The 10063-nt window shown below is 63.2% G+C and carries 12 protein-coding genes; 10 read left to right on the forward strand and 2 right to left on the reverse strand.

The window, feature by feature from the left end:
* Positions 1-17 precede the first annotated feature (17 nt).
* Entirely contained in the window at positions 18-1208 is a 1191-nt protein-coding gene (locus AC1DOG_RS18400) for a winged helix-turn-helix domain-containing protein (protein WP_477930026.1), read from the reverse strand.
* 148 nt (positions 1209-1356) lie between these two features.
* On the opposite strand from AC1DOG_RS18400, the gene AC1DOG_RS18405 reads away from it, so the two are divergent.
* From AC1DOG_RS18405 to AC1DOG_RS18415, 3 genes are read left to right on the forward strand one after another with little or no spacing between them, the layout of a single operon-like run.
* Positions 1357-2031, forward strand: coding sequence for an energy-coupling factor ABC transporter ATP-binding protein (locus tag AC1DOG_RS18405; protein ID WP_477930028.1), 675 nt, complete (start codon positions 1357-1359; stop codon positions 2029-2031).
* A complete protein-coding gene (locus AC1DOG_RS18410; protein ID WP_477930030.1) occupies positions 2031-2639 on the forward strand; it encodes an energy-coupling factor transporter transmembrane component T family protein in 609 nt (202 codons plus the stop codon). The genes AC1DOG_RS18405 and AC1DOG_RS18410 overlap by 1 nt, the downstream gene beginning before the upstream one ends.
* Before the next feature lie 24 nt (positions 2640-2663).
* Positions 2664-3227 carry a biotin transporter BioY gene (locus AC1DOG_RS18415; RefSeq protein ID WP_018902054.1) on the forward strand — a complete coding sequence of 188 codons (564 nt, stop codon included), beginning with the start codon at positions 2664-2666 and terminating at the stop codon, positions 3225-3227.
* Positions 3228-3229: 2 nt separating this feature from the next.
* Here AC1DOG_RS18415 and AC1DOG_RS18420 read toward each other — a convergent pair whose 3' ends face one another.
* Complete coding sequence (locus tag AC1DOG_RS18420) at positions 3230-3631, reverse strand: acyl-CoA thioesterase (RefSeq protein ID WP_477930033.1); 402 nt, start codon at positions 3629-3631, stop codon at positions 3230-3232.
* A gap of 216 nt (positions 3632-3847) precedes the next feature.
* On the opposite strand from AC1DOG_RS18420, the gene AC1DOG_RS18425 reads away from it, so the two are divergent.
* The 7 genes from AC1DOG_RS18425 (at position 3848) to dxs (ending at position 9841) form a co-directional block, all read left to right on the forward strand.
* Complete coding sequence (locus AC1DOG_RS18425) at positions 3848-4783, forward strand: histone deacetylase family protein (protein ID WP_477930035.1); 936 nt, start codon at positions 3848-3850, stop codon at positions 4781-4783.
* A 2-nt stretch (positions 4784-4785) separates the two neighbouring features.
* Complete coding sequence (locus AC1DOG_RS18430; RefSeq protein WP_047507965.1) at positions 4786-5037, forward strand: exodeoxyribonuclease VII small subunit; 252 nt, start codon at positions 4786-4788, stop codon at positions 5035-5037.
* Positions 5038-5346: 309 nt separating this feature from the next.
* Entirely contained in the window at positions 5347-6114 is a 768-nt protein-coding gene (locus AC1DOG_RS18435; RefSeq protein ID WP_477930037.1) for an SDR family NAD(P)-dependent oxidoreductase, read from the forward strand.
* 70 nt (positions 6115-6184) lie between these two features.
* Positions 6185-6493, forward strand: coding sequence for a nucleotidyltransferase domain-containing protein (locus AC1DOG_RS18440; RefSeq protein WP_026283648.1), 309 nt, complete (start codon positions 6185-6187; stop codon positions 6491-6493).
* On the forward strand, positions 6483-6839 hold the full coding sequence (locus tag AC1DOG_RS18445; protein WP_477930040.1) for a HepT-like ribonuclease domain-containing protein: 357 nt from the start codon (positions 6483-6485) through the stop codon (positions 6837-6839). The genes AC1DOG_RS18440 and AC1DOG_RS18445 overlap by 11 nt, the downstream gene beginning before the upstream one ends.
* 29 nt (positions 6840-6868) lie before the next feature.
* Positions 6869-7789, forward strand: a complete 921-nt coding sequence (locus tag AC1DOG_RS18450) for a pirin family protein (RefSeq protein WP_477930042.1) — start codon at positions 6869-6871, stop codon at positions 7787-7789.
* Between the two features lie 135 nt (positions 7790-7924).
* On the forward strand, positions 7925-9841 hold the full coding sequence (gene dxs, locus AC1DOG_RS18455) for a 1-deoxy-D-xylulose-5-phosphate synthase (RefSeq protein WP_477930044.1): 1917 nt from the start codon (positions 7925-7927) through the stop codon (positions 9839-9841).
* Positions 9842-10063: the final 222 nt, after the last annotated feature.

Genomic DNA, 10063 nt, shown 5'->3' on the forward strand with positions numbered 1-10063 from the left:
TCAACGATGACAATCGCTTAGCCGCGCCAACCATCCAGCATCTCGACCCGCTCCACGCCGGCGAACCGGGCGACGCGATCGAGCTCTGCGGCGAGCTTTTCAAGGCGGCCGGCGGAGGGTTTTACGCCCGGCTCCAGCCACAGGCGCTTGACGTCGAGCGAGCCCTTCTTGCGGTCCGCCTTCATGTCGATGCGGCCGATCAGGCGATCGCCTTCCAGCAGCGGAAAGACGTAATAGCCGTACTCCCGCTTGGGCTCGGGCACAAAGATCTCGATGCGGTAGAAGAAGCCGAACAGGCGTTCGGTGCGGTTGCGATCGCGGATCATCGGATCGAAGGGGCTGAGCACCCGGATGCGCGGCGGTGCTGCTGCGTATTCGTCGAGCGTATCGAGGAAATCCGTAAAGGCCCATGAGGGGCGCGGCTTGCCGCCCAGTGCCGGCTCGATCAGGATCTCGGTCAGTTCATCGCGGTGGGCGACGACCCAGCCCTTGGCCTCATCCGGCGAGACCAGCGCCCAGAAGGCCGCTATCTCGCCATGGGTGGCAAAGCCCAGCCTCGTCAGCGCGCTGCGGCAGGCCCAATCCACGAATTCCTCGCGGCTGACCTCGGGCTCGTGGAACTCGGCCGGGATGACGCGCTCGACCAGATCATAGACCTTCTGGAAATTCGAGCGGCCGGAGATGGCGAACTTGCCGGTGCGCCAGAAATATTCGAGCGCCGTCTTGTTGGGGTGCCAGTTCCACCAGCCTCCGGAGACGTGGCCATCGGCCTTGATCTCGCGCGCCATGATGGCGCCGTCGCGGCTCACCCGCTCGTAGGTCTCGTCGAAGGCGTCCTCGAAGCCCTCGCCGCGCCATTTGCGCCAGCGATCCACCAGGACCTCCTCCTCGCGGCGGAACTTGTGCTTCCAATAGCGGAAGTAGCTGCTCGGCAGGATGGACGCGTCGTGCGTCCAGTGCTCGAACAGCGCGCCATCCTTTTCGAGCAGTGCCGTCAGATGCTCGCGCTTGTAGGTCTGGTTGCGCGAGAAGAGGATCTGGTGATGGGCGCGCTCCACCCACTGGATGCTGTCGATCTGCACGAAGCCGAGATCGTGGATCAGCTGCAGCAGGCCGGATTTGGTGAGCACGCGATTGGGCGGGGCACTCAGGCCCTGCTTGGCCAGAAAGATGCGGCGGGCGTCGGCATTGGAGATCAGCTTCGTCATGGCAGCGATGATAATCCGGAAAATGTTCCTAGCCACCCGAATATGGCGGGTTCGGGCGAGGATGCAATGGGCTTCCAACAGCCCACGTTTTGATCTTCCCTCCGGCCGCATTCGTTTATAGAACGGCGCTTCACCTCAGGGGGACGCAGTGAATATCCGTTTCGAAAGCGCCGGCGTCAGCTACGGGTCGCGGACTGCGCTGCAGCCGCTGACGCTCGAGCTCACCGAAAAGCGCATCGCCATCATCGGGCTGAACGGCTCCGGCAAGACGACCTTCGCGCGGCTGATCAACGGGCTGACCAAGCCGACGTCAGGCCGCGTCATCGTCAACGGGCGCGACACGTCGGACGAGAAGGCAGCGCTCGGCGATGTCGGCTTCATCTTCCAATCGCCGCAGAACCAGATCATCCTGCCTGTCGTGCGCGATGATATCGCCTTCGGGCTGAAGAGCCGCGGGCTTGCGAAGGCCGCGATCGAGGCCAGGGTGACCGAGGTGCTCGATCGCTTCAACGCCGGGCATCTGGCCGAGCGGCGCGCGCACGAGCTTTCCGGTGGCGAACTGCAGATGGCGGCCCTATGTTCGGTTCTCGCCACCGGGCCCGACATCCTCATTCTCGACGAACCGACCAACCAGCTCGACCTGCGCAACCGCGGCCTCGTGCAGGGGCTGATCGAGAGCCTGCACGAAAGCGCCATCGTCATCACCCACGATCTGGAGCTGATCGCCGATTATCCGCGCGTGCTGGTGTTTCACCAGGGGCAACTGGCAGCCGATGCGCCGGCCGCCGCGGCGATCGCCCGCTACCGGGAGCTCGCGGCCTGATGCAATCGCTCTATGTCGAGGGCAATAGCCGGCTGCACCTGATCTCGGCGCGGGTGAAGCTCATCGTGCTTGCCGTGCTCGGCATCGCGCTGTTTACCACCGCCAACATAGCGCTGCTGGCCGTGGCCGTCGTCGCCACCGGCGCCGTCTATTTCGGCATCGGCATGCCGGTTCGCGCAGCCCTTGCGCGCTTGAAGCCGATCCTTCTCACCATTCTCATCGTCGCCGTTTTCAGCCTCGCCTTCAATCCCTGGCATGGCGCGGTCGTGGCGCTGCTTCGGCTGACGGCGCTGATGCTGTTTGCCGCGAGCGTCACCGCGACCACAACGATCGCCGCCTTCATGGACGAGATCACGCTGGCCGCCCGACCGCTGGAGCGGCTTGGCCTGGTGCGGGCCGACGATGTCGGGCTTGCCGTCGGGCTGGTGGTGCGCTTCGTGCCTGAAATCATCGGCCGTTACCACGCAATTGCCGAGGCGCACCATGCGCGCGGGCTGAAGGTGCGGCCGGCGACCGTGCTGGTGCCGCTGATCATCCTGACGCTGAAGGATGCTGATAACATCGCGGCTGCGATTGACGCGCGCGGTATTCGGCGGCATGTGAATTAGCACCTATTGAACCACGGAGCCATCATGAGCACCCGAGACCTCGTTCTGTCCGCCCTGTTTGCCGCCATCATCGTCGCGCTCGGCATTCTGCCGCCGATCACGCTCGGCTTCATTCCGGTGCCGATCACGGCGCAGTCGCTTGGCGTGATGATGGCCGGCGTGGTGCTCGGCGCCCGGCGCGGCACGGTGGCGGTGTTGATCGTGCTGGTGCTTGTCGCCATCGGCCTGCCAGTCCTCTCCGGCGGTCGCGGCGGGCTGGCGGCATTTGCGGCACCCACCACGGGCTTCCTGATCGGCTGGGTCTTCGCCGCCTTCACGACCGGTTATATCAGCGAACGGCTGGTGAAGCACGGCCAGGCGGCCGGGATGCAGCTGACCGGCTTCTTCTTCGCGGCCATGATGGGCGGGATCGTCGTGCTCTATGCCTTCGGCATCGTCTATCTCGCCTTTGCCGCGCAGATCGGCCTCAAGGCTGCGTTTACCGGCTCGATGGCGTTCATTCCCGGTGACGTGATCAAGGCCTTCGTTGCGGCACTGGTCGGCCGCGCGGTCATGGCCGGCTATCCGCTGCTGCCCGTCAAGAACTAAAGCTAGTTCATGAAACCGTAGAGCCAGTCCCGCGTCACCTCAGGCAGCGGGACCGGCGCCTTGTCATCGCGCGTCTGCGCCTGCCAGACGATCTCGACCTCGGCAGCGCGCTCTTCGCCCGTATCCACCGCGATGATGAAGCCGACGGAGCGCACGCCGATCTTGTCGACGGCAGTGGTAAACAGCACCATTTCGTCGTAGCGCAGAGGCCGATGCAGGATGCAGGTGATCTTGCTCGCCACATAGAGTGGCTCGTCCGCCAAGTCGGGTCGCTCGGACCAGAATTTCGCCAGCGCGGATTCGGCATAGGAGATATAGGAGCCGAGGAACATCTGGCCGTTCATGTCCACATCGCGGAACGGCACGTGGATCTGCACAATGTTGGAGCGCATCGCAGCGTTCATCGATTTCCCCCAGTCTCAGCCTTTGCTATTGCGCAATTCCGGACGAAAAACCGCGCTACACTTTTGCTGGAATTGCTTTAGTCCCCCAAGAATAATCGCCTGCTAATATTATGTAAATGAACGCGAAAGGCGTATGACAGCGCACGATTGTTGAAATCGCGAGCCCCTACCCCATCTGCTGTGGAACATGACGAGGCCGGCAGATAGAGTGATTGCATGAGCACCCGCCTTTACGAACATCCGATCTTTCTGGAACACATCACGCCCGAGGGCCACCCCGAGCGATCCGACCGGCTGCGGGCGCTGAACGTGGCGCTGGGGCATCCGCATTTCGACCGGCTGGACCGCCAGCAGGCGCCGCAGGCATCGGAAGACGCCGTGCTTCTGGCGCATCCGGAAGAGCATCTCTTTTCCGTCATGCGGCAGGTGCCGGAGGAAGAAGGCGAGATCAACCAACTCGAGGCCGACACCTATGCCAGCCCGAAAAGCCTGCAGGCGGCGTTGACGGGGATCGGCGGCGCGATGGCGGCGGTCGACGACGTCTTCACAGGCAAGGCGGACAATGTCTTCGTCGCTTCAAGGCCACCCGGCCACCACGCCGAAAAGTCCAAGGCGATGGGCTTCTGCTTCTTCAACAACGCCGCCATCGCCGCCCGCCACGCCCAGCTTAGGCACGGCGCCGAGCGCGTCGCGATTGTCGATTGGGACGTGCACCACGGCAACGGCACGCAGGACATCTTCTGGGACGATCCGTCCGTGTTGTTCTGCTCTACGCACCAGATGCCGCTCTATCCCGGCAGCGGCGCCAAGAACGAAACCGGCGCACACGACACGATCGTCAACGCGCCGCTTTCGCCCAATGTCGGCAGCGAGCATTTCCGCGAGGCGTTCAAATCCCGAGTGCTGCCGGCGCTCAACGACTTCCGCCCCGACCTCATCATCATTTCGGCCGGCTTCGACGCGCATCACCGCGACCCGCTGGCGCAGATCAACCTTGTCGGCGAGGACTTCGACTGGGCGACCGGGCGGCTGCTCGAAGTGGCCGACAAAAGTGCCGGCAACCGGGTCGTCAGCCTTCTGGAAGGCGGCTATGATCTGGAGGGCCTGGCCGAATCGGCCGGGCTGCATGTTTTGAGAATGATGAAGGGTTGAGCATGACCGACAACGCCAAGCCGGAGGTTTCCGGCCTCTCTTTCGAAAAGGCTGTCGCCGAACTCGAAAGCATCGTCGCCCGGCTGGAACGCGGCGACGTGGCGCTGGACGAGTCCATCGAGATCTACGAGCGCGGCGAAGCGCTGAAGAAGCATTGCGAGACGCTGCTCTCGGCTGCAGAGAACCGGATTGAGAAGATCAGGCTCGACCGCGCGGGAAAACCGCAGGGGGTGGAGCCGCTGGACGGGGCTTGAGCGCGTATAGCGGTAGTGCGCGGCCCCAACTCCGCCCTCATCCCTGTGCTCGTCACAGGGATCCAGCGCGATCAAGTCCTTGATCGCAATAGGCTCTCTTCGCCGCGCGGACGCGCGTCGGCTGGATTCCTGTGACAAGCACAGGAATGAGGGAGGTAAGTGTGATGCCCGCGAACCTGACTTTGTTCGACTGCGTGCGCCTCGCTAAAATGGCAATGGCACCCTCCCTGTTCACACCCCATTAAACCCCTTGGCCATCCGCCAAATGGCGGTCTATCATCCCCGAAACACCAGAGGGGACGAGACGGCATGACGGATAGATTGAAGGGCAAGATCGCGATTATTTCGGGCGGGGCGACCGGCATGGGCGGAGCGGCGTCGAAGCTGTTTGCGGCCGAGGGCGCGAAGGTTGCGATCATCGACCGCAATGGCGACGCGGCGGCTGAGACGGTGCGTGATATCCGCGCCGCAGGTGGCGAGGCCGATTTCTGGACGGCGGATGTGTCCGACGAGACGGCGGTGAACGCGACGGTCGCGGACATCGAAGCGCGGTACGGCGCGGTGACCGTGCTCTTCAACCATGCCGGCACGATCGTCATCAAGCCGTTCCTTGAGACCACGCTTGAGGAATGGGACTGGCTGCATGCCGTCAACGTGCGCTCGATGTTCCTGATGACCAAGGCGGTGCTGCCGAAGATGATTGCGGCCGGCGGTGGATCGATCGTCTGCACCTCGTCGATCTCGGCAGTCGCCGCGACGCCGATGGAAGTGCTCTACGACACGACCAAGGGCGCCGTGCATATGTTCGCGCGGGCGATCGCCGTCGAATTCCGCGACCGCAACATCCGCTGCAACGCGGTCTGCCCCGGCTTCATCCGCACGCCGCACGGCCTGCGCGAAGTGGCCGACCTGCAGAAACTCGGTGTCGATGTCTCGGATGCCGCGATTGCGGCGCAGCAGGGGCGGATCGGCGAGCCGGAGGATGTGGCACGCGCGGCGCTTTATTTGGCGAGCGATGAGTCGAGCTTCGTCAACGGCGCGCATCTGTTCGTCGACAACGGGTTTACGGCGATGTGATCGCTGCGGGCGGCTCGGCCGGTTACGGCGGCGTCTCGACCAAGTCGCAGAGGTCGATTATATTGGCGGCATGGACAAGGACCAGGTCATCGCGATCATTCGCAAGCATGAGGACGCGCTCAGGGCTGAGGGCGTTCTCGGGCTTTCGCTGTTTGGCTCGGTCGCCCGCGGCGAAGCGACTGCGGAGTCCGACATCGATGTCATCGTTGAGCTTACGGACGAGGTGCTGCATTCCGGCTTTGGATATTTCGGGACACTGTATCGTCTCAAAGAAAGACTTGAAGATATCACCGGCCGGCCTGTCGACGTCATCTCGGAACCGATCGAGAAGCCTCGCCTCGCCAAAGAGATCGAAAGAGACCGCCAAGTTGCCTTCTAGCAAACCATGGCTCCGTCTGGCCGACATCACCGACAATAGTCGAAAGATATTGGCCTATACCGAAGGCATGACCTACGCTGAGTTCGTTGCCAACGAGATGGCTGCGGACGCAAGCGAGCGCTGTATCTCGCGCATTTCGGAGGCTGCGGTCAAACTCGGCAGCTTCGCCGAAGAGCTGCTTCCCGGCCACGACTGGCAAGCGATACGCGGCATAGGCAATATCCTTCGCCACGACTATGAAGACGTCATGCTGCCGCGTATCTGGGAACTGATTGAAAAGAATATTCACCCACTTCTCAGAGATATAGAATTGGTGATCGAAGCTCACGAAGCGGCCGACAAATAAGCTCACCACTTTCGCCAACGGAGACACCCATGTCCTTCTTCCCCGGCAAAGACCCCCTCCCCGGCGATGCCTTTGCCTGCGACGCCATCGAGAACCTGATCATCCCCCGTACCAGCGATATCGGCGGGTTTCAGGTGCGCCGCGCATTGCCGACAAGGCAGCGGCGGCTGGTGGGGCCGTTTATCTTTTTCGATCGCATGGGGCCGGCGATCCTGAAGCCGGACGAGGCGCTCGATGTGAAGCCGCATCCGCATATCGGGCTGTCGACGGTGACCTATCTGTTTGACGGCGAGATCCGGCATCTCGACAGCCTTGGGACCGAGAAGGTGATCCGGCCCGGCGATATCAACCTGATGACGGCGGGGCGCGGTATCGTGCATTCGGAGCGGACGCCCGATAATCTGCGCGGCCATCCGCTCCTGATGTCCGGGCTGCAGACGTGGCTGGCGCTGCCTGATGACAAGGAGGAGATCGATCCCTCCTTCGCGCATACGGAAAAGAGCGAGATGCCCGTGATCGACGAACGCGGGGTGCGCGGGCGGGTGGTGATCGGCGCGTTCGAGGGCATGACCTCGCCGGTGAGCGTGTTTTCCGACACGCTTTATGCCGATATCAATCTCGATGCCGGCGCGAAATTCCCGTTCGCCGCCGTGCATGAGGAGCGGGCGATCTATGTGCTGTCGGGCGAGGTGGTGATCGCGGGCGACCGATTCGCGGCCGATCAGCTGCTGGTCTTCCGTCCGGGGGACGCGATCACGCTTGAGGGCGGGAGCCAGGACTGTCATCTCATGCTGTTCGGCGGGGCGGCGCTGAACTCGAAGCGCTACATCTGGTGGAACTTCGTTTCCTCGTCGAAAGAGCGGATCGAAAAGGCCAAGGAAGAGTGGCGCACCGGCCGTTTCGACATCGTTCCGGGGGATGAAGAGGAATTCGTCCCTTTGCCGGAGTAGCGTTCTCCTCTAGAAAGGATCCTTGCGGTTCTTGAAATCGACTTCTTTCACCGCAACTTATGGCCTAAAGGCTATGTGCCCCAAAACGCCTGGAAAAGACGACAAGAACAAGAACGACAAGAAAGAGTGCCTCCCGTGACACAACCGCCGAAGACGCTGCTGCTGGACAAGGTCATTTATCCGGCCGACCTCCGAAAGCTGGAGGATCGCGACCTGCCGCAGCTTGCGCGCGAGGTGCGCGACGAGATGATCGATGCGGTGTCGAAGACGGGCGGACATCTGGGCGCCGGCCTCGGCGTCGTCGAATTGACGATCGCCATCCACAATGTCTTCAACACGCCCGACGACAAGCTGATCTTCGATGTCGGGCACCAGTGTTATCCGCACAAGATTCTGACCGGCCGTCGCGATCGCATCCGCACGCTGCGCCAGGAAGGCGGGCTCTCGGGCTTTACCCGCCGCGCCGAAAGCGAATACGACCCGTTTGGCGCAGCACACTCCTCAACCTCGATCTCGGCCGGCCTTGGCATGGCGGTGGCGGCGGATCTTTCCGGCTCGAAGCGCAATGTCATCGCGGTGATCGGCGACGGCGCGATGTCGGCGGGCATGGCCTATGAGGCGCTCAACAATGCCGGCGCGCTCGATGCGCGGCTGATCGTCATCCTCAACGACAACGACATGTCGATCGCGCCGCCGACCGGCGCCATGAGCGCCTACCTGGCGCGCCTGGCCTCTGGCCGCACCTATATGGGCATGCGCGAGGTCGGCAAGAAACTGACCAGCTATCTCGGCAAATCGGTCGATCGCGCCATCACCCGCGCCGTCGAGCATGCGCGCGGTTACGTGACCGGCGGCACCATGTTCGAGGAGATGGGTTTCTATCATATCGGGCCGATCGACGGCCACTCCTTCGAGCACCTGCTGCCTGTGCTGCGCAATGTGCGAGACAATGCGCATGGGCCGGTGCTGATCCATGTGGTCACGCAGAAGGGCAAGGGCTACGCGCCGGCGGAAGCCGCCGCCGACAAGTATCACGGCGTCAACAAGTTCGACGTCATCACCGGCGCGCAGGCGAAGGTGAAGCCGAATGCGCCGAGCTACACCAATGTGTTTGCCGAGGCGCTGGTGCAGGAAGCGGAGCTCGACGACAAGATCGTCGGCATCACCGCCGCCATGCCGAGCGGCACGGGTCTCGACAAGCTGGCAAGCGTGTTTCCGTCGCGCTGTTTCGACGTCGGCATTGCCGAGCAACATGCCGTGACCTTCGCAGCCGGACTTGCCGCCGAAGGTTACAAGCCGTTTACAGCACTTTACTCGACCTTCCTGCAGCGCGCCTTCGACCAGGTGGTGCACGATGTGGCGATCCAGGGCTTGCCGGTGCGCTTCCCGATCGACCGCGCCGGCTTCGTCGGCGCCGACGGCCCGACGCATGCGGGCTCGTTCGACACGACCTTCCTGGCCACGTTGCCTGGCTTCGTCGTCATGGCCGCCGCCGACGAGGCGGAGCTGAAGCACATGGTGCGTACCGCAGCCGCCTATGATGCCGGCCCGATCTCCTTCCGCTATCCGCGCGGTGAAGGCGTGGGCGTCGAGATGCCGGTTCGCGGCGAAATCCTGCAGATCGGCAAGGGCCGTATCGTCAAGGAAGGCACCAAGGTGGCGCTGCTCTCCTTCGGCACCCGCCTGGCGGACTGCATGCTGGCGGCCGAAGACCTCGACGCCGCGGGCCTTTCGACCACGGTCGCCGATGCGCGCTTCGCCAAGCCGCTCGACCACGACCTGATCCGCCAGCTGGCGCGTCACCACGAGATGCTGATCACCGTTGAAGAAGGTGCCGTCGGCGGCTTCGGCAGCCATGTGCTGCAGTTCCTGGCGACCGAGGGTCTGCTCGACAACGGGCTGAAGGCTCGCTCGCTCGTGATGCCCGATCTCTGGGTGGAGCAGGCAAAGCCCGAGGTGATGAATGCGCAAGCCGGGCTCGACCGAGCTGGGATTGTGGGCACCGTGTTCAAGGCGCTTGGGCGGCCGGCGGCTGTTGGGTTTGCTGGGTAAGCGGATTGGTTGATGGGTTGGGTGAACGCTCGGCCGTCTTGATTTGCTGAACTAGCTGACTTGGCGCCAGCATTACCCCCCTTGTAACTTGACGATTGCCGCATCGGATCTAGCTCCTCCCTGCGGTGACGGACCGGAGCCCGCTACCCCCTTGGGCGTTAAAGCCCGCGTCAGAGCCGGGGCCAGGTCCGTCGTTCCATCGAACCCGAACAGTCGCCAGGG

This window comes from Rhizobium sp. 01N48 (assembly GCF_056399145.1).